Source organism: Luteimonas sp. MJ250 (assembly GCF_039548455.1).
Classification (GTDB): domain Bacteria; phylum Pseudomonadota; class Gammaproteobacteria; order Xanthomonadales; family Xanthomonadaceae; genus Luteimonas.
Map to the genome: position 1 here is coordinate 57980 of NZ_JBCLVB010000006.1, position 24136 is coordinate 82115.

The following is a 24136-nucleotide window of genomic DNA, read 5'->3' on the forward strand; positions in this document are numbered from 1 at the left end:
ATGGGCACCCCGGATATCACCCACCACGGCATTCCCGGCCGGTTCGTGACCGAGGTCGACGGCCACGTCGCCAACCTCGACTACGAGATGGCCGATGGCCGCATGCACATCACCCACACCCGGGTGCCCGAGGCCATTGGCGGGCGCGGCATCGCCGGCAAGCTTGTGGAAGCCGCCTTCCACCACGCCCGCACCGAAGGCTGGAAGGTCCGCCCGCTCTGTGCCTACGCCGAGGCATGGGCAGGCCGCCATCCCGAGTACGCCGACGTGCTGGACTGAAGCGCGCCGCGCGCTCTGGCGCGTGATCTGCCAGACTTGCGCCCCTTTTCAACCTCGGTCGGTGCCGACGGCCATGCGCCTCAACAAACACATCAGTGAAACCGGCGCCTGCTCGCGACGGGAGGCCGACCGCCTTATCGGCGAGGGCCGGGTCACCGTCAACGGCATGCGTGCGCGGATCGGCGCCGAGGTCGGCGAAGGCGACACGGTCCTGCTCGACGGCCAGCCGCTGCGCCCGCGCGTCACTGCGCCGGACAAGCGCAAGCACGTGTACATCGCCCTGTACAAGCCGGTGGGCATCACCTCCACCACGGAGTCAGGGGTCGCCGGCAATATCGTCGATTTCGTGGGCCACCAGCAGCGCATCTTCCCGATCGGGCGGCTGGACAAGGATTCCGAGGGCCTGATCCTGATGACCAGCAACGGCGATATCGTCAACGCCGTGCTGCGCGCGGAAAACAAGTTGGAGAAGGAGTACCTGGTGGCGGTGAACAACCCGGTCACCGACGAGTTCCTGCGCGGCATGGCCCGCGGGGTGCCTGTCCACGGCGAGACCACCCTGCCATGCAGGACCCGCAAGCTCGGCCGCTTCGGCTACCGGATCACCCTCGTGCAGGGGCTGAACAGGCAGGTGCGACTGATGGCGGCGCACTTCGGCTATCGGGTGAAGCGGCTGGTGCGGGTGCGCGTGGGCCCGGTCCAGCTCGGCCACCTCAAGCCCGGGCGCTGGCGGAACCTCAGCGACGCCGAACTGAAGGTCCTTTTGCCGCAGCAGGAGGCCTGGTAAGGGTTCGCCCGGAGCCGCCATGGCGACGAACGGTACACGCCGTTCACATTTGCCATCGATTTTGCGGTATGGTTCGCCCACTGTTCAAAGCGGGATCACGGTACATCGTGGCTCCGGTGCGGTAGATCCAAGGTTACAAGGCGTTTGCGCCAGCTTCCGACGATCCGCTCCATCGTTCCTGTGCTACCCCTTGCTTCGCAGTCTCGGATCCGCTTGCGGACCGTGTCATTTCAAAACTGTTCAAGGAGTAACACCATGTCCGATCGTCAGACCGGCACCGTCAAGTGGTTCAACGACGCCAAGGGCTTCGGCTTCATCACGCCTGAGAGCGGCCAGGACCTGTTCGTCCACTTCCGTTCGATCCAGGGCACCGGCTTCAAGTCGCTGCAGGAAGGCCAGCAGGTTTCGTTCAAGGTTGTGCAGGGCCAGAAGGGCCTGCAGGCCGACGAAGTGCAGGCCATCTAAGGTCCGCACATCGCTGCATAAGAAGCCCCGGACGGCAACGTCCGGGGCTTTTTTAATGTCCGGGCGTAAGCACCGGCGTCACGCCCGGGCCACTAGCCTGTGCCTTCCATGGTTTGAACGGGGGGGTTCCAGATGATTCGTCGCTCTTGTCGCATCGTGCCGCTGATCCTGCTGGTGGCGCTGGCCGTGGCCGGATGCCGTCGCGAGGCCGAGGTGCCGGGGGGCGCGGCAAGCGGCCCGGCGCCGGATCCGGCGGCCGCCATCACCGATGCGGATGCCCGGGGCGAGGAGCCGCGGGTGCTCGAGGACGTGATGGAGTCCGACCCGCGCTACATCATCGGCATCAGCTATCCGCCAGGCATCAATCGCCATCCGGGGCTGGCGGCGGAGATTGGACGCTATGCGGATGCCGCCCGCGCCGACCTGATGGACGCGGTTGAAGCGCGGGATCCCGAAGCCCCCGGCGCCGGCGCCCCCTACGACCTGTCGCTGCCATTCGACATGGTGATGCAGTCGCCCGAGGTGGTGGCGGTGCAGGCCACGGGTACCAGCTATACCGGCGGCGCCCACGGCGCTCCGCTGGTCGCGCGTTTCGTGTGGCTGCCGGGTCGCAACGAAATGCTCCGCGCCGAAGCCCTGGTCGAAGGGCCGGATGCCTGGAACGATGTCTCGGCGTTCGTGCGCGAGTCCCTGCACGGGGCGCTCTCGCAGCGCCTGGATGCCGACGAGAACCTCGAGCCCGAGGATCGGGCGCGCCTGCAGCGCAGCGGTGGGCGGATGATCGATGAGGGCACCGGGCCGGACGCGGCCAACTTCACCCACTTCGAGCCGCTCCCGGGGGCCGACGGCCGCCTGCGGGGGCTGCGCTTCGTGTTCCCGCCCTACCAGGTGGGACCGTACTCCGATGGCGTGCAGACGGTCGACGTGCCGGCGAGCGTGCTGCTTCCGCACGTTTCGGAGCCGTACCGGAGCCTGTTCGCCCCGAATTGAGCGCCGGGCCGGGTTGGCCCCGCCGCCGCGAGGCGCTAGCATCGTCCCGGGCCATTTCGGGGGCGGTGATGCATCCGATCCGGGAACGCGTCCATGGCCTGCTGGCCTCCGCCGATGTCCGCGTGGGCGGCGACAGGCCCTGGGACATGCGGGTTCATGACTCCAGGCTGCCGGCGCGGCTGCTGGCCGGGGGCTCGCTGGCCCTGGGCGAGTCCTACATGGATGGCTGGTGGGAGACGTCCTCGCTTGACCAGTTGATCGGGCGCCTGCTCGCGGCGGGGCTGGACCGCCGTGCGCCCGGTTGGGCCGACCTCCGCGACGCCGCCGCCGCGCGCCTGCTCAACCTGCAGCTCGGGCGGCGCGCCTACGCGGTGGGCGAGCGCCACTATGACCTCGGCAACGACCTGTACCGCGCCATGCTCGGCCGCCGCCTGGTTTACAGCTGCGGCTATTGGCATGACCGTGACGGCAGGCGGGTGGAGTCGCTCGATGCCGCCCAGGAAGCCAAGCTTGACCTGGTCTGCCGCAAGCTCGGCCTGCGGCCCGGCATGCGCGTGCTCGATATCGGCTGCGGCTGGGGCGAGGCGCTGAAGTTCGCGGCGGAGCGGTACGGCGTCAGCGGCGTGGGCGTGACCATCTCACGGCAACAGCAGGCCTTCGCCGAGGGGCTGTGCGAGGGCCTGCCGCTGGAATTCCGCCTGCAGGACTACCGCGCGCTCCGCGGCGCACGCTTCGACCGGGTGCTGTCCATCGGCATGTTCGAGCACGTGGGCTCGCGCAACTACCGCGGCTATTTCGACCTTGTGCGCTCGCTGCTACCCGCGGACGGCCTGTTCCTGCTGCACAGCATCGGCGGCAGCGCCTCGCGTCGCCGCACCGACCCCTGGATCGCGCGCCATATCTTCCCGAACTCGATGCTGCCCTCGGCGCGCCAGCTGGCGGAGGCCAGCGAGGGCCTGTTCGTGATCGAGGACTGGCACAACTTCGGCGCCGACTACGACCTGACCCTGCAGGCCTGGCGCGACAACGCCGAAGCAGCGTGGGAGCGGCTGCCGGCGCGCTACGACGAGCGCTTCCGGCGCATGTGGCGCTATTACCTGGGCTGCTCGATGGCGGCCTTCAGGATGCGGCGGACCCAGCTGTGGCAGGTGCTGATGTCGCCGCAGGGCGTGCCCGGCGGCATCGTCGTGCCGCGCTGAGCGGCGCTGTCGGCCGTGTGCCTCTCACCCTCACTTGGGAGAAGAGCCTTTTTTGTGGGAGCGGCTGCTCCACAAAAGACTTCCCCCGCCGGAGCGGGGGAAGTCTGCTTGCATCAGTCCTGCTGGATGGTTCCGGACGGCGGGGCGCCGTCCTCGGTGGTGGCATCCAGGCCACGCTTCACCAGCAGCGGCGTGATATCCGGCGTCTTGCCCGAGAAGTCGGTGAACAGCTGCAGCGCGTCCTTGCTGCCGCCCTGCGACAGCAGCGTGGCGCGGAAACGGTCGCCGTTGGCGCGGGTCAGGCCGCCGTTCTCCTCGATCCAGGCCACGGTGTTGGCGTCCAGCACCTCGGACCAGATGTAGGCGTAGTAGCCGGCCGCGTAGCCGCCCATGATGTGGCTGAAGTACGTGGTGCGGTAGCGCGGCGGCACCGCGGCGAAGTCCAGGCCGGCGGCCTTGAGCGCGGTAGCCTCGGTCGCGAGGACGTCACCCGCGGCCGGCAGCCGGTCGGCCGGCAGCTGGTGCAGGTACTGGTCGAGCATCGCCGCGCCCAGGTATTCGGTGGTGGCGAAGCCCTGGTTGAACTTGGCGGTCGCGACCACCTTGTCCAGCAACGCCTGCGGCATCGGCTCGCCGGTCTCGTGGTGCTTGGCATAGTTGGCCAGGATCGACGGCCAGTCGGCCCACATCTCGTTGACCTGCGAGGGGAACTCGACGAAGTCGCGCGGCACGCTGGTGCCGGAGAAGTAGGGGTACTTCACGTCCGAGAACATGCCGTGCAGGCCATGGCCGAACTCGTGGAACATCGTGGTGACCTCGTCCCAGGTCAGCAGCGTCGGCTTGCCGGCCTCGGGCTTGGGGATGTTCTGGTGGTTGGCGACCACCGGCTTGGTGCCCTCGAGCTCCGACTGCGAGACGTAGCCGCTCATCCAGGCGCCGCCGCGCTTGGAGTCGCGCGCGTAGGGATCGAAGATGAAGAACGCGAGCTGGCTGCCGTCGGCGTTGGAGACCTCGTAGACCCAGGTGTCCTCGTGGTACTTCGGCAGGTCGGTACGCTCCTTGAAGCTGATGCCGTAGAGCTGGTTGGCGGCGAAGAACACGCCGTCCTCGAGCACGCTCTTCATCTCCAGGTAGGGCTTGAGCTGCGATTCGTCGAAGTCGTACTCGGCCTTGCGCACCTTTTCGGTGTAGTAGGCCCAGTCCCAGGGCTCGAGCTTGAACGACGCCTCGCCCTTGGCCTTCTGCTCGGAATCGATCATTGCCTGCAGCTTGTCGGCCTCGCGCCGCGCGTTGGCGACCGCGGCGGGCGCCAGCTGGCCGAGCATGGCGTTGACGGCATCGGTGGTCTTGGCGGTTTCGCCGTCGAGCACGTAGTCGGCGTAGGTGTCGAAGCCCAGCATCTTCGCGCGCTCGGCGCGCAGCTTCAGCACCGTGGCGACGATTTCCCGGTTGTCCCACTGGTTGCCGCGCGCGCCGCGGACCACCGAGGCCTTGTGGATGCGTTCGCGCAGCTCGCGGTTGGCCAGCTGCGACAGCGGCGGCTGGCCGGTGGTGTTGAGCAGGGTGATGACGTACTTGCCTTCGTGGCCGCGCGTTTTGGCGGCATTGGCAGCGGCGGTGACCTGTTCCGGCGTCAGGCCTTCAAGCTCGGCGGCGGTGTCGACCACCACGGCGGAGTCGTTGACCTCGGCCAGCACGTTCTGGCTGAAGGTGGTGCCGAGCGTCGCCAGCTCGGAGTTGATCTCCTTCAGGCGCGCCTTCTGGCTCTCGTCGAGCGCGGCGCCGGAGCGCACCAGGTCCTTGTAGTACTCCTCGACCAGGCGCACGCCCTCGGCGTCCAGGCCCAGGGTCTCGCGCTTGTCATGCAGCGTCTTGATGCGCGCGAACAGCTTCGGGTCCAGCGAGACCGCGTCGCGGTGGGCGGCGAACTTCGCCGAATAGTCGGCCTGCAGCTTCTTGCGCGCGTCGTTGGTGTCGGTGCCGACCAGGTTGAAGAACACGCGCATCGCGCGGCCCAGGGTCTTGCCGTTGGTTTCCAGCGGCAGGATGGTGTTCTCGAAGGTCGGCGGTTCCGGGTTGTCGGCGATCGCGCGGACCTCGGCGAGCTGTTCAGCCATGCCGGCCTCGAAGGCCGGGGCGAAGTGCTCGTCGCGGATCTTGTCGAAGTGCGGGTACTGCAGCGGCAGCGTGCTCTTCGCCGCGAACGGATTGTCCTTGAGGGCAGCGGCGCTGGCGGACACGGTGGCCTCCGCATCGGAGGTGGACTGGGCGAGGGCAGGCGACATGCCTGCGCCGGCGATGGCCATGGCCAGGGCGAGCGACAGCGGATGCTTCATCGGGCGTTTCCTTGCGGGACTGAGTCCCCTAGGTTAACCCGAGCCGGAGGGCCGCCCCCGTGACGAAAGGCATGGGGGCTGCAGCACTGCCTGTGGGACTCAGCGGACGATGGTGACCGGCAGTTCGCTCTGGGCGATGACCTTGCTCGACACCGAGCCCAGCAGGATGCCCTTGACCGAGCCGCGGCCGTGCGAGCCCATCACCACGAGGTCGGCCCTGCTGTCCTTCGCGGCGGCGAGGATGGCTTCGGACGGCTCGCCGACGACGGCCAGTTCGCGCACGTCGGCCTTGCTTCGGGCCAGCGCCTTGCGCGCCGGCGCGAGCATGCGCTCGTGGTTTTCGGCGTGGATGGTATCCATCGCCTCCCTGCCGATGCGGGTGACGACGCCGGGGAAGGGCGCGGCATCCACCGCGACCAGGAAGATCTTCGCCGGCTTGGCCAGGCTCTTGGCGAGCGTGTTGGCGTGCCTGGCGGCGCGGACGCTGATGTCGCTGCCGTCAACGGCAACCAGGATCTTCATGCGGATTTCCTCGGGATTCGTGCGTGATGGCGGGATTCTACGCGGTGCGGGGCGCCGCGGCATGGCGCCGCCGGCTCACTTTTCGACGAAGGCCCGTTCGAAGACATAGTCGCCGACCACGCCGATGCGCATCGACGGCGTGAAGCCGCGGCCATCGAGCAGCGCGCGGAAGTCGGCCAGCATGCCCGGGCTGCCGCAGATCATGGCGCGATCGCGTGCGGGATCAAGCGCGTCCAGGCCGAGGTCGGCCATCATCTGGCCGGTGGCCATCAAGTCGGTCAAGCGGCCGCGATGCGGGCGGTCGTCGAACACGAAGTCCTCGCGGGTGACCGCGGGGTAGTAGAGCAGGCGCTCGCGCAGGATGTCGCCGAGCAGTTCATGGCGCGGAAGCTCGTTGACGATGTAGTCGCGATAGCAGAGGTCGGCCTCGTTGCGCACGCCGTGGCAAAGCACCACGCGCTCGAAGCGCTCGTAGGTTTCCGGGTCCTTGATGATCGACAGCCACGGCGCGAAGCCGGTGCCGGTGCCCAGCAGGTACAGGTTGCGCCCGGGATGCAGGTCGCTGATCAGCAGGGTGCCGGTGGGCTTGCGGCCGATCAGCACTTCATCGCCCGCGGCGATGTGCTGCAGGCGCGAGGTCAGCGGCCCGTTGGCGACCTTGATGCTGAAGAACTCCAGCTGCTCTTCCCAGTTCGCGCTGGCGATCGAATACGCGCGCATGAGCGGCTTCGTGCTGCCATCGGGCTGTTCGACCGGCAGGCCGATCATCACGAACTGGCCGTTGTCGAAGCGGAAGCCGTCGTCGCGGGTGGTGGTGAAGCTGAAGTAGTCGTCCGTCCAGTGACGGACGTCCAGCACCGTCTCGGTGCCAAACGCTGAGGACATGCTGTCTCGGGCCGGAGGGGAAGGAAACCGGCTTATTGTACGCCCTCAGCTCAGCGGTATCCGGCGGCCTGGAGCTCGAACAGTTCGGCGTAGCGGCCGCCGGCGGCCATCAGCCCTTCATGGGTGCCGCTGGCCTCGATCAGGCCGTCGGCCATCACCAGGATGCGGTCGGCCATGCGCACGCTGGAGAAGCGGTGCGAGATCAGCACCGTGGTGCGCTGGTCGGAGAGTTCGCGGAAGCGCTGGAACACCTCGTACTCGCTGCGTGCATCCAGCGCGGCGGTGGGCTCGTCGAGGATCATGACCTGGGCGTCGCGCATGTAGGCGCGGGCGATGGCGACCTTCTGCCACTGGCCGCCGGAGAGATCGACGCCGGTCTTGAAGCGGCGGCCGATCACCTGGTCGTAGCCGCGGGGCAGGCCGGTGATGACCTCGTCGGCCATGGCCCGGCGCGCCGCGGCCTCGATGCGCTCGCGGTCGTCCATGGCGTCGATCTGGCCGACGCCGATGTTCTCGGCCGCGGTCATGTGGAAGCGCACGAAGTCCTGGAAGATCACGCCGATGTTGGCGCGCAGGTCGTCGAGGTCGTAGTCGCGCAGATCGCGGCCGTCGAGCAGGATCCGGCCCTCGTCGGGGTCGTACAGGCGCGAGAGCAGCTTGACCAGGGTGGTCTTGCCGGCGCCGTTTTCGCCGACCAGGGCCAGCACTTCGCCCGCGCGCAGCTCGAACTCGACGCCGCGCAGCGCCCAGCGGGCGGCATCGGGGTAGCGGAAGCCGACGTTCTCGAACACGAAGCCGTTGGCGATGGGCCGCGGGATGGCCGATGCCCCCGGCTTCGACACGATCTCCGGCTCGATATCGAAAAACGAGTACAGGTCGTCGAGGAACATCGCCTGGCCTGCGACCTGCGACAGCCCCACCAGCAGCCCTTCCAGCAGCTGGCGCAGGCGGCGGAAGCTGCCGGCGAGGAAGGTCAGGTCGCCGATGCTGAAATCGCCGTGCACCGTGCGCCAGGCAATATAGGCATAGGCCACGTAATAGCCCAGCGTGCCGAGTGCGGCCAGGAGGGTGCCCCAGAAGGCACGCCGGCGGGCCAGCTTGCGGTTGGCAACCAGGAAGGCCTGCGACAGCGTGCGGAAGCGCTCCACCAGGAAGTGGTGGAGGCCGAAGATCTTCACTTCCTTGGCGGTGTCGACGCTGGCGCCGGTCTGGCGCAGGTACTCCAGCTGGCGGCGCTCGGCGGTCCACTGGAAGTTGAGCGAGTAGTTGAGCGCATTGAAGTGCGACTCGCCCACGAAGGCGGGGATCAGCGCCACCGCCAGCAGCAGGATCAGCCAGGGCGCATAGATCATGAGCCCGGCGGAGAAGGTGACGATGGTGACGACGTCCTGGGCCTGGCCGAACAGCTGGCCCATCAGGTTCATCCGGCCCATGGTCTGGCGCCGCGCGCGGTCGAGCTTGTCCTGCAGTTCGGGATCCTCGAAGTCTTCGAGGTCCAGGGTGGCCGCGTGTTCCATCAGGCGCACGCTGGCGGCGTTGGTGAACATCTCCGACAGCACCTGGTCGCAGTACGAGACCACGCGCCCGAGCAGGTCGGAGCCGATGGCGAGGCCGAATTCGGCCGCCAGCAGCAGCGCCAGGTAGTCGAGCTGGCCGCTGCGCCAGGCTTCGGCGAAGCCATCGCCGACCACGCCGGTGCCGACCAGGCGGATCGCCTCGTCGATGATCAGCTTGCCCAGGTACAGCATCGCCACCGGCAGCACCGCCCGCAGCAGGCGCAGGCTGAGCGTGGTGAGGGTCAGTACCCGGCTGGTGCGCCAGATCTCGCGCAGGAACGGCGGCAGATTGCGCAGGGCGCTGAGCCGTTCGCGAAGCGAGGGGCGACCCGCCTGCGGATCGGGGGACGGCGGGTTGCGGGCGGCGCTGGCGACGGTCGACATCGCGCCATCTTGCCTCGACCCCTGTGCAGACGGCTACAACGCGCGCGCCGCAAGCCTGTGGGAGCGGCTACAGCCGCGATCGCCTTGCGGCAGGGCAGGCGGCGCGGATCGCAGCTATAGCTGCTTGCACAAACAGCTATAGCTGCTCCTACGGGGGGAGGGAGGGCCGAGGGGAGGGTCGCACTGGGGCTCAGTCGAGCTGCAGTTCCACGTCGCCGGAGAAGGTTTCGATGGTGACCGACCCGCTGCCGGTGCCGTAGCGGTGCTCGAGGCTGGCGCCGGGGCCCACGCGCTTGCGCACGACGTCGGCACCGGGGGCGTCGATGTCGCCGCTGAAGGTCTTGGCCTCGATGCGGGTCGAGACGCCGGCCGGCAGCGCCAGGCGGACGTCGCCGCTGACCGATTCGAAGCTGAAGCGGCCGCCGTCGGCCATGGCCGTCCGGATGCTGGAATCGCCCGACACCGAGCTGCTCTCCAGCCGCGCCAGGCGCTCGCCGCGGGTGTCGATATCGATGTCGCCCGACACCGTTTCCACGTCGATATGGCCACCGATGCGGCCGCGCAGGGCGACCTTGCCGCTGACGCTCTCGATATCGACCTCGTGGCTGTTGAGGTTGAGCTTCAGGTCACCGCTGACGCTTTCGATGCTGGCCTTGCGCGGCGCGCCGACCGCGGTCACCCGGCCGCTGACGCTGTCGATCTCCAGCTCATCGCCGGCCACGCCCTGGACATCGACGCTGGCCGCGACCGAATCCACGTCAAGGCTGGCCTGGCGCGGGATTTCCAGCACCAGGGTGGTGGCTTCGCTGTCGCGGCCGTTGCGCGGATAGCGCACGCGCACCGACAGCTTGCGGCCGCCGTCGTCGATCTCCAGGCGCTCGACGCCGTCGCCCAGGCTTCCGGTGATGCGGACTTCGTTGCGGTCCCAGGTGCGGACCTCGACCTGGCCCTTGAGGTTGGCGACCTCGACTTTGCCGCGTGCGTCGAGCGGGCGGGTTTCGTTGATCGGGGTGGCGGCGAGCAGCGGGCCGGCAAGGCCGGCGAGCGCGAGGCCGATGATGGGATGACGGGTCATGTGGGAACTCCTCGGGTCAGGCCTGGCGCAGGCTGAGCGCCAGGCGGTGGGCGTAGATGTGCTGCAAGCGGTGGAACAGGTGCAGCGCGTCGGGATCACGGGCCAGCGCGGCGCGCACTTCAGCGGCGCTGCGATCGAGCTCGGCGTCCAGGCCGGAAGGGACTGCGCTGGCGGTGCCCGTGGCTTCCACCTCGCGCAGGGCGCCCTGGTACTCGCGGGCCAGTGCGTCGGCGGCCTGCAGCAGCGGGGACGCGGCAGCGGCTGCGGCTCCGGTGGCGACCACATCGGCGGGGTTGCTGGCCGACGGGTCGACTGCAACCCGCACCGGCAGCAGCTGCCAGCCGGCCGCCACCGCCAGCACCACTGCGGCGGCGGTGGCATAGGCCGCATTGCGCCGGCGCAGATGGCGACGCGGGTCGCGACGCGGCGCGGGTGGGAGCGGTGCCATCGGCGTGCATTTCGCCGGCGTGGCGGCGGTTGCGGCGGCGCTGCTCCCTGCGGTGCCGATGCGACGGGCGTCGCCGGTCGTGCTCCGAGGCTCCAGCCGGGCGGAAATCGCGGGCCACAGGTCGCGCTCCGGCACGGCGTCTTCGCGCAGCCCGCGCAGGCGCGCGGCCAGGTCGGGGGGCAGCGCGGGACCGGTCCCGCCGTGGCCGCCGGGGTGCGTGTTCGTACTCATGTCATGTCTCCGAGTCGGGCGCGCAGCAGCCCGCGCGCACGGTGCAGCTGGGCCTTGGAGCTGCCGGTCGCCATGTCCAGCGCGGTGCCGATCTCGCCGTGGGTCCAGCCTTCGATGTCGTGCAGGACCAGCACCGCGCGCGCGCGCGGCGGCAGCGTGGCGACGGCGCGGGCGAGGTCCATTGCCATGGCGGGGCCATGCCCGGCCGCACCGGGCGAGGGCAGGGCGTCGAGCACCCCGTCGTCGTCACCGTCGAGCGCCGGACGCGCGCGGCGTGCGCGCAGATCCATCAGCGCGGTGTTCACCGCCAGCCGGTGCAGCCAGGTGCCGAAGGCGGCCTCGCCGCGCCACTGCGGCAGCGCCTGCCAGGCGCGGAGGAAGGCCTCCTGCACCAGGTCCTCGGCGCGGGCGCGTTGCCAACCGGCCAGGCGCAGCACCACGCCGTGGACGCGCGCCGCATGGCGGCGATACAGCGCTTCAAACGCGGCTACGTCACCGCCGGCCGCCGCCAGCGCCAGCGCGTGGTCGCTGTCCCCGGCATCGAAGGCGGCCGGGGTTTGCGGGCTGTCGGTCATGGCGGCGTCGAGCATACCCAGTCGGATGCAGCGTCGCGGCAAAGGGTTTAAGCCGCGCCGCCCCGGCGGCGTAAAATGGGCGCCTGAGCCCGCAGTCCAAGAGCCCGCCGTGACCGAGATCCGCCAGGAAGACTTCATCCAGAGCGTCGCCGACGCCCTGCAGTACATCAGCTATTACCATCCGGTGGACTACATCCGGAACCTGGCCGCAGCGTACGAGCGCGAGGAATCGCCGGCGGCCAAGGACGCCATGGCGCAGATCCTGATCAACTCGCGCATGTGCGCCGAAGGGCACCGCCCGATCTGCCAGGACACCGGCATCGTCACCGTGTTCCTCGAGATCGGCATGGACGTGCGCTGGCCCGACGCCACCATGGGCGTCGAGGACATGGCCAACGAGGGCGTGCGCCGCGCCTATCGCCTGCCCGAGAACAAACTGCGCGCCAGCGTGCTGGCCGATCCAGCCGGCGCCCGCCGCAACACCGGCGACAACACGCCTGCGATCGTCAATTTCAAGGTGGTCCCGGGCGGCAAGGTCGACGTGATCGTCGCCGCCAAGGGTGGCGGCTCGGAGGCGAAGGCGAAGTTCGCGATGCTCAACCCGTCGGACTCCGTCGTCGACTGGGTGCTGAAGATGGTGCCGACCATGGGCGCCGGCTGGTGCCCGCCGGGCATGCTCGGCATCGGCATCGGCGGCACCGCGGAGAAGGCCATGCTGCTGGCCAAGGAAGCGCTGATGGAGCCGATCGACATCGTCGACCTCAAGGCTCGCGGCGCGTCCAACCGGCTGGAGGAGATGCGGCTGGAGATCTTCGACGGCGTCAACGCGCTCGGCATCGGCGCCCAGGGCCTGGGAGGCCTGACCACGGTGCTCGACGTCAAGATCAAGGACTATCCGACCCACGCCGCCAACCTGCCGGTGGCGATGATCCCGAACTGCGCGGCCACGCGGCACGCGCACTTCACCCTCGACGGCAGCGGCCCAGTGATGCTGGATCCGCCGTCGCTGGAGGACTGGCCGCAGATCACCTATGACGCCTCCAAGGGCCGCCGGGTCGATCTCGACACTGTCACCCCGGAAGACGTCGCCTCGTGGAAACCGGGCGAGACGCTGCTGCTCAACGGCAGGCTGCTGACCGGCCGCGACGCGGCGCACAAGCGCATGGTCGCGATGCTCGACCGCGGCGAAAAGCTCCCGGTGGACCTCGCCGGCCGCTTCATCTATTACGTCGGTCCGGTGGATCCGGTCGCCGGCGAAGTCGTCGGCCCCGCGGGCCCGACCACGGCCACGCGGATGGACAAGTTCACCGGGCAGATCCTGTCGGAAACCGGCCTGCTGGGCATGGTCGGCAAGGCCGAGCGCGGCCCGGCCGCGATCGAGGCGATCCGCAGGCACAGGTCCGCCTACCTGATGGCGGTCGGTGGGTCGGCCTACCTGGTCTCCAAGGCGATCAAGGCGGCCCGCGTGCTGGCCTTCGAGGATCTCGGCATGGAGGCGATCTATGAGTTCACGGTGCAGGACATGCCGGTGACCGTGGCGGTGGACTCCACCGGCGAGTCGGTGCACGAGACGGGTCCGCGCGAGTGGCAGTCGCGGATCGGGAAGATTCCGCTGACGGTGGTCGAAACAGCTTGAGGCAGCGGAGGGTGGGTGGGGTAACCCCCCGCCCACCCTCCGCACCGATTGCCGAGGCAAGCCCGGATCGCAGCTATAGCTGCTCCCACGAGGCAGCTCCCACAAGGCAGCTCATTCCTTCTCGGTGACGAGGCATCGCCCTTGTGGGAGCCGCTATAGCGGCGATCGGACGCTGCCGTCCGGTCTACCGGTCAAGATGGTCAACGCACGCACCCGCGCTCTTGCCGCCCCAAGCCCGCCACGACCACAGCAAGCCTTAAAGCTGCGACCGGATCGGCCGGATGATCTTCTCGGCGAACTTCTCGCGCAAGGGCCGCTGCTGCCACATGTCGTACGAATATTGCTTCGCGTCCTTCATGTCCTTCTCGAATACTTCCGTCATCCGCGCCGCGAACTCCCGGTCGTAGACGTTCAGGCTTGCCTCGTCATTGAGCCGGAACGAGCGGATGTCGAAGTTGGTCGAACCCAGCGACACCAGTTCGCCGTCCACGATCAGCAGCTTCACGTGCAGCATCGTCGGCTGGTATTCGTGGATTTCGATGCCCGCCTCCAGCAACTCGCCCCAGCCTGCCTTGGACGACAGGCGCACAGCGTCGGAATCGATGTGCTCGCCCGGCAGCAGCACGCGCACGCGGACGCCGCGTTTGCGGGCCGCGATCAGCGCCTTGTTGATCAGTTCATCGGGCACGAAATAGGACGCGGTGAGGTCGATCGTATGGTCGGACGCGGCGATCGCGCTCAGGTACATCAGGTGCATGCTCTCGCTGCCACCGGCCGGGGACGCGATGAACAGGTGGGCCGCCATGTCGCCGGCCGGCTTCAGCTCCGGGAAATAGGCCGGTCCGTTGAGCAGGGTGCCGGTGGTCTTGATCCAGTTGTCGTTGAACGCCGACTGCATCTGCGCCACCGCCGGGCCGTCGATGCGGAAGTGCGCTTCGCGCCAATGGTCCGGGTCCTGCGCATGCCCGGTCCACTGGTCGGCGATGCCCACGCCGCCGGTGAAGCCCACCCGGCCGTCGATCACCAGCAGCTTGCGGTGGGTGCGGTTGTTCATGCGCCCCAGGTTGTACCAGTGCAGCGGGCGGTAGCGCTCCACCTCCACGCCGTCGTCCTTCATCTGCTGAAGCATCTCGTCATCCATCTTGATGCTGCCGACCCAGTCCACCAGCAGGTGCACCGCCACGCCCGCGCGCGCGCGCTCGGCCAGGGCGTCAGCAAAGCGCTGGCCGATGTCGCCGGACCAGTAGATATAGGTTTCGAAGGTGATGGTTTCCTGCGCCGAGGCGATCGCCTCCAGCATCGCCGGGAAGATCTCGTCGCCGTTTTCGTAATCCGTCACCTGGTTGCCGGGCAGGATCGCCGGCCCGAGCAGCACCGACATCTCGCGCCGGAACTGCGGATCGGTGATCGCATGCCGGTGCGCGATCTTGCGTTCGATCTTTTTTTCCGGCGTGGCGAAGTTCATCGCCAGCACCACGGCCAACACCGTGATGGCGACCGTCAGGACAAGGGTCCAGGCCATGTGCTTTCGACTCCAGTTCTTGAGGCTCATCGGGTTCCTCGGCGTGCACGCGCCGGTCGCGCCACTGTGCGGTCGGCGCATTCAGCGAAACGTGAAGCTCGCTTGCCGTCGCGGCCCGGAACGACCCGAACCGGCGTGCTCAGAACCAGTCCAGCACGGAGATCCCGAAGCCGACGTAGGTCGCCTTGTGGTCGTAGTCGAGCATGCTCTCGCCGTAGCCGCTGAACAGCTGCAGATGTCCGTGCAGGTGGCTGCTGATCGGGAAGCCCCAGTCGAGCTGCAGGGCGCCGTTCGAACGATCGCCGCCGCGCAGCGAGTGCCGGGCCATCAGCGCGAAGGTCTGGTCGCCGCGGGTGTGCACCAGGGTGACGTCGCCGCGGCCCATGTAGTCCTCCATGCCGGGGTTGTCGTCGTCGCTGCCGTCGGAGATGCGGATCCAGGGGCGGAAGGTGATCGCCCAGTCCTCGCGGTCCAGGCCGACGTTGAACATGATCCGGTTCCAGCTGCGCGAGAACGGGTCGCTACGGCCGTTGGACTGGTGGTTGATTCCGACCGCGGCCATGCGCCCCTTCCAGCCGCCGATGCTGTAGTTGTTGCGGAACACCAGCAGCACTTCCGGCTCGTAGTTGGTCTCGCGGAAGGGGCGGGAAGCGTCGCTGTTGTAGACCTGCCAGCGCGAGCTCTGGGTATAGCCCATCCAGATGTCGCCGTTGTCGCCGAACAGGTTCTCGACGGCCTTGGTCTTGAAGCTGATCTGGAACTTCGTCTCGATGCTGTCGACGCTGTCCACCTGCAGTTCCTGGCCGTCGGCCGAGGAGGTCGGGGACTTGTTCGGGCTGCTGCTCCAGAACGCGGGCAGCAGGTACACCGGCTTGTAGGCGCGCATGTTGAAGGTGCCGAGCTTGGAGTCGCGTGCCAGCTCCCAGCGGCTGTCGAGCAGGGAGCCGCGGCCGGCGTTGGCCAGCGCGCGGCGCGGGTCGTCGTCGTGGGGAAACAGGTCGCTGCTGGTGTCGCGCTCGCGGCTGCGCCCGGCCTCGCGGACTTCACTGCGTGCCTGCGCGGCTGCGGCATCGGCCTGCTCCGGTCCCGGCAGCTTGCGCTCGGCGACCTGGTCGTAGCAGGCCAGGCGTTCGGCGGCGATTTCCAGCGCCACGCAGGCCTGGAGGCCGGGCACCGGCGCGGGGTCCGCGACCTGCGCGGCGACGGTAAACGGGAAGATGCAGAGCAGGGGCAGCAGCGCCGTCGGGCGTCGTTCCATGGCGTCGGGGCTTCACGATCAGGGTGGGGCGCAGTCTAGCGCGCGCTCTGGCGGCGGATCAGAACATCCACGCCAGCACGAACAGCCCGATCATCGTGAACGCCAGCGCCAGCTTGAGCACAGTGCCGAAAACGATGCCGAGCCAGGTGCCGACGCCCACGCGCGTGGCCTGGGCCACGCCGCGGCCATGCAGCAGCTCGCCTGCCAGCGCACCGACGAACGGGCCCGCGAACAGGCCGATCGGGCCGAAGAAGATGCCGACGAAGGTGCCGATCACCGCGCCCGCGACTGCCTTGCCGCTGGCGCCCACGCGGCGCGCGCCCAGCGCGGTAGCCCAGAAGTCGACCGCAAGGGAAAAGACCGTCAGCAGTCCGAGCACCACCAGCGTCGGGATGCCGATATGTTCGAAGTGGCCCGCCCAGGCGCCCAGCACCATGCCGGCGAAGACCAGCGGCAGGCCGGGGATGGCGGGGAGGATGGTGCCGGCGATACCGACCAGGACCAGCACGGCGGCGATGGCGTAGTAGAGGTTCTGGAGGTCCATCGCGTCAGTCTGCCGCAAAAAAGACGGCCCGCAGTGCGGGCCGTAAAAAAAGAGAGAGTCTGGAGTCGGGTCAGCGGACGCTGGCGCGGCCGTTGGCAACGCTCACGTAGGAGCCCTCGCGGATGCCGCCGAGGTCGTTCTGCGTCACCACCGTCATGCGGCCGTTGTCCAGGCGCACGTGGACGTCGTAGACCGACTGTCCCTGCACCCGGTTCTGGATGGCATTGCCGGCGACGGCGCCACCCACTGCGCCGGCCACGGTCGCGGTATTGGCACGGCCATCGCTGTCGGTATTGCGCTCTGCGATCTCGCGGGCGGCTACCGCGCCGACGATGCCGCCGAGGACCGCACCGGTGGCGTTTGGGGTGTTGGATGCGCGCGCGCGATGGTCGATCCGGGTGACCACGCCGCAGGTGTCGCACACCCTGGAGGTGTTGCCGTAGCCGCTGCCATAGCCGCCGCTCGAGTATCCGGGGCTGGTACTTGCGCAGCCCACCAGGGTGGCTGCGGCAATCATCGCGCTGGCGCTGATCAGGCGGATCTTCATTGCGGTCTCCTGCACGGCACGGGAAGGGATGCCTTGGTGCAGACGGTAGGTGGCCGGATGTGAACAGCCAATCAATCGCGACCACAACGGCGCATTTCGACCGGGATCGTGCAGCAGTCGTTCATGCGCGGGCATGCGCCGGCGATGGCGGCGCCTGCCCGCGCGTCGCGCTCAGCCGCGGAAATCGGTGTGGCAGGACTTGCAGTCGCCGCCGACGTCCTCGAGCGTGGCTTTCAGGCCGGCACAGTTCAGCGGCGGCGAGGCGAGCGCCTTGTCCAGCGTGGCCCGGAAGCTGCCGGTGTGGGCGGCAAAGCGGGTGTTTTCGCGCAGGTCGGGGAAGGCCGGGTCGAGGTCATTGCCCAGGGTGCGCATGGCCTGCAGGTGCGGCAGCACGTCGGTGGCGGCGCAGCGGTTGGCCTCGAGCTTCTGGCGCAGCTGGGCGCTGTGCGCCGACATCAGCTGCATCGCCGCGTGCGGATAGTGGTCCTGCCAGCCCTTGCGCGCCTCCAACGTGCGCATCAGCATCACCACCACCACCACGCCGATCACCAGTCCCAGCAGGAACACGAACAGATAGCGGCTCGCGGCCGACGGTGCCTTGCGCGGCGGGCGCGGCGCGGACGGGTTGCTCGGCGTGGCTTGCGGCTTCGGCGTCGACATGTGCTGGCTCCAGGTGGGCGTGGCGAAAAGGGGATTGTATGCGGCGGGGTCGCTAAAATGCCGCCATGGACACGACCTGGACCGACCGCTTCGCCGGCATCGACCGCCTTTACGGGCGTGGCGCGATGGAACGCTTCGCCGCCTGCCACGTGGCCGTGGTGGGGCTGGGCGGCGTGGGCTCGTGGGTGGCCGAGGCGCTGGCGCGCAGCGCGGTCGGCACGCTCACCCTGATCGATGCCGACGACCTCTGCCTGTCCAACACCAACCGCCAGCTGCCGGCGCTCGATGGCCAGTACGGCCGCGCCAAGGTCGAGGCCATGGCCGAGCGCTGCCGCGCCATCAATCCTGCGATGGTGGTCCACGCGGTACCCAGCTTCCTGACGCCCTCGAACCTCGACCAGCTGCTGGACCGCGGCTACGACCTCGTGGTCGACGCCTGCGACAGCTTCCGCAGCAAGGTCGAAATGATCGCCTGGTGCCGGCGCCGCAAGCTGCCGCTGGTGGCCGTGGGCTCCGCCGGCGGGCGCGTGGATCCGACGCTGGTCCGCGTGCGCGACCTGTCGAAGACCGAGCACGACGCGATGCTGGCCCTGGTGCGCAAGAAACTGCGCGCCGAGTTCAGTTTCCCCAAGGGGCCGAAGCGGTACTTCAGCGTGCCGGCGGTGTATTCGCTCGAGAACGTGCGCTATCCGCAGGCCGATGGCAGCGTCTGCGGGCTGCGGCCACAGCTTGGCGGCGAGGACGGCTTCAAGCTCGACTGCGGCGGCGGGCTGGGTGCCGCGACCCACATCACCGGCGCGTTCGCGTTCGCGGCCGCCGGCAAGGCGCTGGAGATCCTGCTTGCGCGCGGACCTGTGCGGGAATCAGCGCCGGCCGGGGCGGGCATGGCCAGTACCAGTCCCGGGTGATCGTCCAGCAGGGCCCCTGTGGGAGCGGCCATGGCCGCGATTCGGGGGCCACCAGTGCCGGACAACATCCTCCGCTCAGCGGTCTCCGGCTCCCAGCCCGAACAAGCGCCGCGCGTTCGCCGCAGTCGCAGCCGCCACCTCTGCCGCCGGCACGCCGCGCAGCCGCGCGATCGTCTCGCACACCACCGTCAGCCGCGCCGGTTCGTTGCGCTGGCCGCGGATGGAGGAATCCGGCTGGTCGGGCGCGTCGGTCTCCAGCAGCAGGTGCTCCAGCGGCATGGTCGCGGCCAGTGTGCGCAGGCGGTTGGCGCGCTCATAGGTCACCGGCCCGCCCAGGCCGAGCATGAAGCCCAGTTCCCACAGCTTCTCCGCCTGCTGTCGGCTCCCGGAAAAGCTGTGCACCACGCCGCGGAGGCCGCCGATGCGGCGGATCGCGGCGGTCACCTGGTCCACCGCGCGCCGGGCGTGGACGATCAGCGGCAGGTCGGCGTCGCGCGCGATGCGCAGCTGGGCCTCGAAGAATGCTGATTGGGCCTCGGCGTCCAGGCCTTCGATGTAGAAGTCCAGACCGCATTCGCCCACCGCCACCGGGCGCTCGCGCTTGATCCACTCGCGCAGCAGCGGCAGATGGGCTTGGCGGTGATGTTCGAGGAAGGTCGGGTGCAGGCCATAGGCGGCTTGGAGGCCGGGGTCCGCCGCCGCGGCCTCGCGCAGGGCCGGCCATTCGTCGGCGTGCGTGGCCGGCAGCACCTGCGTGGTCACGCCGGCGGCCCGCGCCCGGGCGAGCACATCGCCGCGGTCGCGATCGAACTCGCCGGCATCCAGGTGGCAGTGCGAATCGACCAGCATCGCGCTCAGCCGCGGCGGGCTTCGCCGTCGATCACCCGGCCCTGCGATGGCCCGCCCTTGCGCTTGCGGCGCGAGATCAACAGCACGCCCATGCCCATCAGCAGTTCATCGATGAAGGGCAGGGGGTCGGGCACGAACAGGTTGAGCACGAACAGGGCCGCGGCCACCATGAACAACCTGGGGTAGCTCAGGCGCCCGAGCCAGCGCAGCAGCGGGGCGACAAGGAAGGGATTGGGCACGTCATCGGCCTCGGTAGACACGTGAACGGCACGCTAGCACGCAGCGGAGTGGGAACAGGTTCACGCCGCGTGCAGTCCCGCGCCGCCGGCTCCGCACACGTTCAGGCGGCGAATGTTGGAATCCCGTTACGCCAGATCCATTCCATGGCCATACCCCCGACAACCGGCGCTTTCGCCCCCGAGGAGCCCGATATGAAAAACAACACGCTTGCCATTGCACTTGCCTCGCTGCTGGTCGGCGGCGTCGCCGTCGCCGCGTTCCAGGGCAACCAGGACGACACCCCGCGCGCCGATATCGCACCGGCCCCGGGCCTGGTCGATTCCGGGGGCGAAGGCGTCTCGGGCTTCGGCGACGACGCTGCGATCCCGGCCGACGGCCGCCTCGAATATGCCCGCGTGCTCGCCATCGAGCCGGTGACCGAGCGGGAGGCGCAGTACGCCACGGTGATCGGCTCCGAGGCCATCCGTGAAACCACCACCAGCAGCAGCCCGCGCGAGGTCTGCAACGACGTGGTGGTGCAGGAGCGCATGCCCGAGCGCGACGGCAACGTCGGCGGCACCGTGGCCGGCGCGGTCATTGGTGGCCTGGTCGGCAACCAGGTCGGCGGCGGCAACGGCCGCAAGCTGGCCACGGTCGCCGGCGCGGTGGGCGGCGGCTTCGCCGGCCGCGAGGTCGACCGCCGCCACGTCGGCGGCCAGGTCGTCGAGCGGATCGACCGCCAGTGCCGCACGGTGCAGGACAGCTCGCAGTCCTCGCGCGTGGTCGCCTACACGGTGACCTACCGCAACCCGGATGGCACCACCGGCACCATGCGCACCGACAGCAAGCCCGGCAACCGCATCGCCCTGGGCGATACGGACGTGACCGTCGGCTATGACGTCACCTACAGCTATGACGGCAAGGAGCGAAACATCCGCATGGACGAGCGCCCCGGCGACCGCCTGCCGGTGATCGACGGCCAGGTGGTGACCCAGGTGGCCGCGCTGGACGGCGGCAACGACCGCGGCTGATCCGCCCGCACCGCTGATGCGACGATGGCCGCGCCCCCTCCCGGGTCGCGGCCATCCTGTTTCTGGCTCACGGCCCTCTGTCGGAGGGGCCATGGCCGCGAATGGCCTTGCCGCGGCGCGATCGCGGCCATAGCCGCTCCCACAGGGGTGGAGCGGCGATCATGGGCCCAAAGGGTGTCCGGGCGCCGCTACAATGCGGGGTTTCCCGCTGACGGTTGCGCTTGCATGGCCCTGAATCCGTATGACCTCTACGACGTCCGCTCGTTGCTCAGCGAAGAGGAGCGCGCGGTGCAGGACACCGTGGCCCGTTTCACCGACGAGCGCGTGCTGCCGATCATCGGCGAGTGCTTCGACGAAGGCCGCTTCCCGAAGGAGCTGATCCCGGAGATCGCGGGCCTCGGCCTGCTGGGAGCCACGCTTCCGGCCGAATACGGCGGCTCGGACCTCAACTACGTCAGCTACGGCCTGATCTGCCAGGAGCTGGAGCGCGGCGATTCCGGCATCCGCAGCTTCGCCAGCGTGCAGTCCTCGCTGTGCATGTACCCGATCTTCGCCTACGGCACCGAAGAGCAGAAGATGCGCTGGCTGCCCGACATGGCCGCCGGCAAGGTGATCGGCTGCTTCGGCCTGACCGAGGCGCACGGCGGCTCCGATCCCGCCAACATGAAGACCCACGCCAAGCGCGACGGTGCCGACTGGATCCTCAACGGCTCCAAGATGTGGATCACCAACGGCAACATGGCCGACATCGCGATCGTCTGGGCGCAGACCGATGACGGCATCCAGGGCTTCGTGGTCGAGAAGGATTTCGCCGGCTTCACGGCCCAGGTGGTCAAGCACAAGATGAGCCTGCGCGCCTCGGTCACCAGCGGGCTGTTCTTCGACGGCGTGCGCGTGCCCGAAGCCAACCGGCTGCCGAACGTGAAGGGCCTCAAGGGCCCCCTGGGCTGCCTGACCCAGGCCCGCTACGGCATCACCTGGGGCCCGATCGGCGCGGCCATCGCCTGCCTGGACGAGGCGCTCAACTACAGCAAGGAACGCATCCTGTTCGGCCGTCCGGTGGCGGCGACGCAGAGCGCGCAGCTGAAGATGGCCGACTGGGCCCGGCGCATCACGTCCGCGCAGCTGCTGAGCCTGCAGCTCGGCCGCCTCAAGGACGCCGGCAAGATGCAGCCGACGCAGGTGAGCGTGGCGAAGTGGAACAACTGCCGCATGGCGATCGACATCGCCCGCGAGGCGCGCGACCTGCTGGGCGGCGCCGGCATCACCACCGAGCACTGCCCGATCCGGCATGCGCTGAACCTGGAATCGGTGATCACCTATGAAGGCACGGAAACCGTGCACCAGCTGGTGGTGGGCCGCGAACTGACGGGCATCAACGCCTTCGGCGGCTGATTCGCCATCCGGGGCGCCGCATCCACGGCGCCACATCGGTCCAAGCGCCACAGGTAGATCCGCCATGTCCCAGGCCGATATCCGACTCGAAACCGAACGCCTCGTGCTGCGCGTGCCGCGGATCGAAGACTTCGACCGCTTCGCCGAGCTGATCGGCGACGAGCAGGCCGCGCGCCACATCGGCGGCCATGCCCCGCGTGCCGCGGCCTGGCGCAGGTTCCTGCAGCAGCCGGGTGCGTGGGTCCTGCAGGGCTTCGGCATGTTCTCGATCCTCGACAGGAACAGCGGCCTCTGGCTTGGACAGGCCGGGCCGTGGAAGCCCGAGGGCTGGCCGGGCACCGAGATCGGCTATTCCTTCCATCCCGATGCCTGGGGCAGGGGCTACGCCACCGAAGCCGCGACCGCCGCGGTCGACTGGGCGCTGGCCAACCTCGGCTGGGATGATTTCATCCACTGCATCGCGCCGGAGAACCTGGCGTCGCAGCAGGTGGCCCAGCGCCTCGGCTCGGCGCTGAAGGGTCCCGGGCGGCTGCCTGCACCCTACGAGGACGCGCCGGTCGAGATCTGGGGCCAGACGCGCGACGAGTGGCAGGCACGCCGGCGGGAGCAGCAGGCGTCGTGTTGATTCATCGCGGGACCCTGGTGGCCTGCCTGGTCGCGTTGGCCGTCGCGCTGTTCGCTGGGCCAGCGCAGGGCACCACGCAGCCCGCCATCGCGCCGGACCCGGCTTGGATCGAGCTGCAGCCGGTTCGCGGTGACGCCGGCACCGCCGCGGTCGCCGACGATGTCCGCTTCCTGCTGGTCGATGACCAGGTCAACCTGCTGGGCGCCAAGCCGGTCTGGCACAGGCGCCTGGTGGAGCGCGTCATCAGCGAGCGTGCGCTTGCCGACGCGGCGCGCCTGTCGATCGACTTCCAGCCACTGTACCAGCGCGTGGAGATCCACGCGGTCGAGCTGCTGCGCGACGGCGGGCGCATCGACCGCCGGCAGCGCGCCGACATCCAGGTGCTGCGCCGCGAGTCGGACATGGAGTCCGGGATCCTCGACGGCCGCCTGACGGTCCAGGTCACGGTGCCGGACGTACGCGTGGGCGACCGCATCGACTACCGCTTCAGCGTCACCGGCGCCAACCCTATCTTCGGCAGCGAATACCACGACACCTACGCGGCCGGCTACGGCATCGCCCTGGCCGAGCGCCGCGTGCTTTTCCTGCACCGGCCCGATGTCACCCTGCGGCACCGCGTCGACGGGCCCGGATACATCGTCGCGCAGGGCGGTGGCGAGGGCTACCGCAGCCTGGAATTCCGGGCCTTCGACCTGCCGCGCATCGTGGAGGACGACGACACGCCGCAGTGGCACGACGGCTTTGGGCGCCTGCGCGTGTCCACCCTGGAGGACTGGCCCGCGGTCGCCGCCTGGGCGAAGCCTCTGTACCCCGCGCGGCTGATGGACCGCGCGCTGGCGGCGGAGCTGGTCGCGAAGCTGCAGCTGGACGCGGCCGATCCGGTGGGCTCGATGGAGCGCGCGATCGCCTTCGTGCAGGGCGAGGTGCGCTACACCGCGATCGACATGGGCAGCCATTCCCACGCCCCCAGCCCGCCCGAAACCACGCTCGAACGCCGCTTCGGCGACTGCAAGGACAAGTCCTCGCTGCTGGTGTCGCTGCTGGCCGAAGCCGGGATCGAAGCCGAACCCGTGCTGGTCAACACCCATGCGCGCAGCGCGGTCGCCCAGCGCCTGCCCAGCCCGCTGGCCTTCGACCATGTCGTGGTGCGCGCGCGCACCGACGCCAGCGACATCTGGATCGAAGCCCCGCGAAGCCACGAGCGTGCGCC

General features: G+C 69.1%; 25 protein-coding genes. 11 read left to right on the plus strand and 14 right to left on the minus strand.

Translation table 11 applies throughout. The annotated features are described in order from the left end of the window. The 5 genes from WCE37_RS02865 (at position 1) to cfa (ending at position 3720) form a co-directional block, all read left to right on the plus strand. On the plus strand, positions 1 to 279 hold the full coding sequence (locus tag WCE37_RS02865; protein ID WP_343278053.1) for a GNAT family N-acetyltransferase: 279 nt from the start codon (positions 1 to 3) through the stop codon (positions 277 to 279). A gap of 73 nt (positions 280 to 352) precedes the next feature. Further along, entirely contained in the window at positions 353 to 1066 is a 714-nt protein-coding gene (locus WCE37_RS02870) for a pseudouridine synthase (RefSeq protein WP_343278054.1), read from the plus strand. 255 nt (positions 1067 to 1321) lie between these two features. After that, positions 1322 to 1531 (plus strand): cold-shock protein, encoded by a 210-nt coding sequence (locus WCE37_RS02875; RefSeq protein ID WP_343254799.1) that lies wholly within the window; start codon positions 1322 to 1324, stop codon positions 1529 to 1531. A gap of 132 nt (positions 1532 to 1663) precedes the next feature. Continuing rightward, a complete protein-coding gene (locus tag WCE37_RS02880) occupies positions 1664 to 2521 on the plus strand; it encodes a DUF3298 domain-containing protein (RefSeq protein WP_343278055.1) in 858 nt (285 codons plus the stop codon). Between the two features lie 65 nt (positions 2522 to 2586). Then, complete coding sequence (gene cfa, locus WCE37_RS02885) at positions 2587 to 3720, plus strand: cyclopropane fatty acyl phospholipid synthase (RefSeq protein ID WP_343278056.1); 1134 nt, start codon at positions 2587 to 2589, stop codon at positions 3718 to 3720. 113 nt (positions 3721 to 3833) lie between these two features. Here cfa and WCE37_RS02890 read toward each other — a convergent pair whose 3' ends face one another. From WCE37_RS02890 to WCE37_RS02920, 7 genes are all read right to left on the minus strand, one after another. Then, positions 3834 to 6044: a M3 family metallopeptidase gene (locus WCE37_RS02890; protein WP_343278074.1), complete on the minus strand. Its 2211-nt coding sequence runs from the start codon at positions 6042 to 6044 to the stop codon at positions 3834 to 3836. 111 nt (positions 6045 to 6155) lie between these two features. Then, positions 6156 to 6578 carry a universal stress protein gene (locus WCE37_RS02895; protein WP_343278057.1) on the minus strand — a complete coding sequence of 141 codons (423 nt, stop codon included), beginning with the start codon at positions 6576 to 6578 and terminating at the stop codon, positions 6156 to 6158. A 75-nt stretch (positions 6579 to 6653) separates the two neighbouring features. Further along, a complete protein-coding gene (locus tag WCE37_RS02900; protein WP_343255379.1) occupies positions 6654 to 7463 on the minus strand; it encodes a ferredoxin--NADP reductase in 810 nt (269 codons plus the stop codon). Positions 7464 to 7513: 50 nt separating this feature from the next. Next, on the minus strand, positions 7514 to 9403 hold the full coding sequence (locus tag WCE37_RS02905) for an ABC transporter ATP-binding protein (protein WP_343278058.1): 1890 nt from the start codon (positions 9401 to 9403) through the stop codon (positions 7514 to 7516). 190 nt (positions 9404 to 9593) lie between these two features. Further along, positions 9594 to 10478 (minus strand): DUF4097 family beta strand repeat-containing protein, encoded by an 885-nt coding sequence (locus WCE37_RS02910; RefSeq protein ID WP_343278059.1) that lies wholly within the window; start codon positions 10476 to 10478, stop codon positions 9594 to 9596. A gap of 16 nt (positions 10479 to 10494) precedes the next feature. After that, positions 10495 to 11157 carry a hypothetical protein gene (locus tag WCE37_RS02915; protein ID WP_343278060.1) on the minus strand — a complete coding sequence of 221 codons (663 nt, stop codon included), beginning with the start codon at positions 11155 to 11157 and terminating at the stop codon, positions 10495 to 10497. Next, a complete protein-coding gene (locus WCE37_RS02920; RefSeq protein WP_343278061.1) occupies positions 11154 to 11747 on the minus strand; it encodes a sigma-70 family RNA polymerase sigma factor in 594 nt (197 codons plus the stop codon). The genes WCE37_RS02915 and WCE37_RS02920 overlap by 4 nt, the downstream gene beginning before the upstream one ends. A 94-nt stretch (positions 11748 to 11841) precedes the next feature. On the opposite strand from WCE37_RS02920, the gene WCE37_RS02925 reads away from it, so the two are divergent. After that, on the plus strand, positions 11842 to 13368 hold the full coding sequence (locus WCE37_RS02925; protein ID WP_343278062.1) for a fumarate hydratase: 1527 nt from the start codon (positions 11842 to 11844) through the stop codon (positions 13366 to 13368). 256 nt (positions 13369 to 13624) lie between these two features. Here WCE37_RS02925 and WCE37_RS02930 read toward each other — a convergent pair whose 3' ends face one another. From WCE37_RS02930 to WCE37_RS02950, 5 genes are all read right to left on the minus strand, one after another. After that, positions 13625 to 14890, minus strand: a complete 1266-nt coding sequence (locus WCE37_RS02930) for a phospholipase D-like domain-containing protein (protein ID WP_343278063.1) — start codon at positions 14888 to 14890, stop codon at positions 13625 to 13627. A gap of 139 nt (positions 14891 to 15029) precedes the next feature. Beyond that, on the minus strand, positions 15030 to 16148 hold the full coding sequence (locus WCE37_RS02935; RefSeq protein WP_343255385.1) for a phospholipase A: 1119 nt from the start codon (positions 16146 to 16148) through the stop codon (positions 15030 to 15032). Positions 16149 to 16206: 58 nt separating this feature from the next. Continuing rightward, positions 16207 to 16692 carry a DUF456 domain-containing protein gene (locus WCE37_RS02940; protein ID WP_343255386.1) on the minus strand — a complete coding sequence of 162 codons (486 nt, stop codon included), beginning with the start codon at positions 16690 to 16692 and terminating at the stop codon, positions 16207 to 16209. A 70-nt stretch (positions 16693 to 16762) separates the two neighbouring features. After that, positions 16763 to 17239, minus strand: coding sequence for a peptidoglycan-associated outer membrane lipoprotein precursor (locus WCE37_RS02945; protein WP_343255387.1), 477 nt, complete (start codon positions 17237 to 17239; stop codon positions 16763 to 16765). Positions 17240 to 17410: 171 nt separating this feature from the next. Continuing rightward, positions 17411 to 17899: a hypothetical protein gene (locus WCE37_RS02950; RefSeq protein WP_343278064.1), complete on the minus strand. Its 489-nt coding sequence runs from the start codon at positions 17897 to 17899 to the stop codon at positions 17411 to 17413. 65 nt (positions 17900 to 17964) lie between these two features. Here WCE37_RS02950 and WCE37_RS02955 point away from each other — a divergent pair, with 65 nt between their 5' ends. Then, positions 17965 to 18807 (plus strand): tRNA threonylcarbamoyladenosine dehydratase, encoded by an 843-nt coding sequence (locus tag WCE37_RS02955; protein WP_343278065.1) that lies wholly within the window; start codon positions 17965 to 17967, stop codon positions 18805 to 18807. A gap of 75 nt (positions 18808 to 18882) precedes the next feature. On the opposite strand, the gene WCE37_RS02960 is transcribed toward WCE37_RS02955, so the two are convergent. Both WCE37_RS02960 and WCE37_RS02965 read right to left on the minus strand, forming a co-directional pair. Next, a complete protein-coding gene (locus WCE37_RS02960; protein WP_343278066.1) occupies positions 18883 to 19656 on the minus strand; it encodes a TatD family hydrolase in 774 nt (257 codons plus the stop codon). A gap of 5 nt (positions 19657 to 19661) precedes the next feature. Beyond that, positions 19662 to 19895, minus strand: a complete 234-nt coding sequence (locus WCE37_RS02965) for a DUF6116 family protein (protein ID WP_343278067.1) — start codon at positions 19893 to 19895, stop codon at positions 19662 to 19664. Positions 19896 to 20087: 192 nt separating this feature from the next. Between WCE37_RS02965 and WCE37_RS02970 the strand changes: the two genes are divergently transcribed. The 4 genes from WCE37_RS02970 to WCE37_RS02985 form a co-directional block, all read left to right on the plus strand. Further along, entirely contained in the window at positions 20088 to 20906 is an 819-nt protein-coding gene (locus tag WCE37_RS02970; protein ID WP_343278068.1) for a glycine zipper 2TM domain-containing protein, read from the plus strand. Positions 20907 to 21131: 225 nt separating this feature from the next. Next, on the plus strand, positions 21132 to 22301 hold the full coding sequence (locus WCE37_RS02975) for an acyl-CoA dehydrogenase family protein (RefSeq protein WP_343255393.1): 1170 nt from the start codon (positions 21132 to 21134) through the stop codon (positions 22299 to 22301). Between the two features lie 64 nt (positions 22302 to 22365). Then, entirely contained in the window at positions 22366 to 22926 is a 561-nt protein-coding gene (locus WCE37_RS02980) for a GNAT family N-acetyltransferase (RefSeq protein WP_343278069.1), read from the plus strand. Then, positions 22920 to 24136 (plus strand): DUF3857 domain-containing transglutaminase family protein (locus tag WCE37_RS02985; RefSeq protein WP_343278070.1); only part of this gene is annotated, 1217 nt, incomplete at its 3' end. The genes WCE37_RS02980 and WCE37_RS02985, both read left to right, overlap by 7 nt.

Coding starts and splice junctions, on each gene's coding strand:
- WCE37_RS02900 (WP_343255379.1), bottom strand. CDS start 7,463: ATGTCCTCAGCGTTTGGCACCGAGACGGTGCTGGACGTCCGTCACTGG.
- WCE37_RS02920 (WP_343278061.1), bottom strand. CDS start 11,747: ATGCTCGACGCCGCCATGACCGACAGCCCGCAAACCCCGGCCGCCTTC.
- WCE37_RS02930 (WP_343278063.1), bottom strand. CDS start 14,890: ATGGCCTGGACCCTTGTCCTGACGGTCGCCATCACGGTGTTGGCCGTG.
- WCE37_RS02880 (WP_343278055.1), top strand. CDS start 1,664: ATGATTCGTCGCTCTTGTCGCATCGTGCCGCTGATCCTGCTGGTGGCG.
- WCE37_RS02955 (WP_343278065.1), top strand. CDS start 17,965: ATGGACACGACCTGGACCGACCGCTTCGCCGGCATCGACCGCCTTTAC.
- WCE37_RS02945 (WP_343255387.1), bottom strand. CDS start 17,239: ATGAAGATCCGCCTGATCAGCGCCAGCGCGATGATTGCCGCAGCCACC.
- WCE37_RS02960 (WP_343278066.1), bottom strand. CDS start 19,656: ATGCTGGTCGATTCGCACTGCCACCTGGATGCCGGCGAGTTCGATCGC.
- WCE37_RS02980 (WP_343278069.1), top strand. CDS start 22,366: ATGTCCCAGGCCGATATCCGACTCGAAACCGAACGCCTCGTGCTGCGC.
- WCE37_RS02895 (WP_343278057.1), bottom strand. CDS start 6,578: ATGAAGATCCTGGTTGCCGTTGACGGCAGCGACATCAGCGTCCGCGCC.
- WCE37_RS02950 (WP_343278064.1), bottom strand. CDS start 17,899: ATGTCGACGCCGAAGCCGCAAGCCACGCCGAGCAACCCGTCCGCGCCG.
- WCE37_RS02975 (WP_343255393.1), top strand. CDS start 21,132: ATGGCCCTGAATCCGTATGACCTCTACGACGTCCGCTCGTTGCTCAGC.
- WCE37_RS02970 (WP_343278068.1), top strand. CDS start 20,088: ATGAAAAACAACACGCTTGCCATTGCACTTGCCTCGCTGCTGGTCGGC.
- WCE37_RS02875 (WP_343254799.1), top strand. CDS start 1,322: ATGTCCGATCGTCAGACCGGCACCGTCAAGTGGTTCAACGACGCCAAG.
- WCE37_RS02935 (WP_343255385.1), bottom strand. CDS start 16,148: ATGGAACGACGCCCGACGGCGCTGCTGCCCCTGCTCTGCATCTTCCCG.
- WCE37_RS02905 (WP_343278058.1), bottom strand. CDS start 9,403: ATGTCGACCGTCGCCAGCGCCGCCCGCAACCCGCCGTCCCCCGATCCG.
- WCE37_RS02910 (WP_343278059.1), bottom strand. CDS start 10,478: ATGACCCGTCATCCCATCATCGGCCTCGCGCTCGCCGGCCTTGCCGGC.
- WCE37_RS02915 (WP_343278060.1), bottom strand. CDS start 11,157: ATGAGTACGAACACGCACCCCGGCGGCCACGGCGGGACCGGTCCCGCG.
- WCE37_RS02865 (WP_343278053.1), top strand. CDS start 1: ATGGGCACCCCGGATATCACCCACCACGGCATTCCCGGCCGGTTCGTG.
- WCE37_RS02870 (WP_343278054.1), top strand. CDS start 353: ATGCGCCTCAACAAACACATCAGTGAAACCGGCGCCTGCTCGCGACGG.
- WCE37_RS02940 (WP_343255386.1), bottom strand. CDS start 16,692: ATGGACCTCCAGAACCTCTACTACGCCATCGCCGCCGTGCTGGTCCTG.